This window comes from Lactobacillus sp. A27 (assembly GCF_016742815.1).
Taxonomy (GTDB): Bacteria; Bacillota; Bacilli; order Lactobacillales; family Lactobacillaceae; genus Lactobacillus; species Lactobacillus gallinarum.
Map to the genome: position 1 here is coordinate 1 of NZ_JAEHNT010000092.1, position 217 is coordinate 217.

Consider the following 217-nt stretch of genomic DNA (forward strand, 5'->3'; position numbering starts at 1 on the left):
TTCTTCATCTAGTTCATCATCGGCTGAAGCTTCATCCAGTTCATCTGAGACGTCTTGGTTATCTTCAGGAGTTTCATCCGGTGTATCTTCTGCTTCTTCATCTAATTCATCATCGGTTGCAGCTTCGTCTGGTTCGTCTGGAACCTCTTGATCAGTTTCAGGAGTTTCGTCCGGTGTATCTTCTGTTTCTTCATCTAGATCATCATCGGCTGAAGCT

The 217-nt window shown here is 44.2% G+C and carries 1 pseudogene; it reads right to left on the reverse strand.

Annotation, left to right across the window (positions count from 1 at the left end):
- Positions 1 to 217 (reverse strand): annotated as a pseudogene (locus tag JEM49_RS09240) (hypothetical protein); the annotation flags it as partial.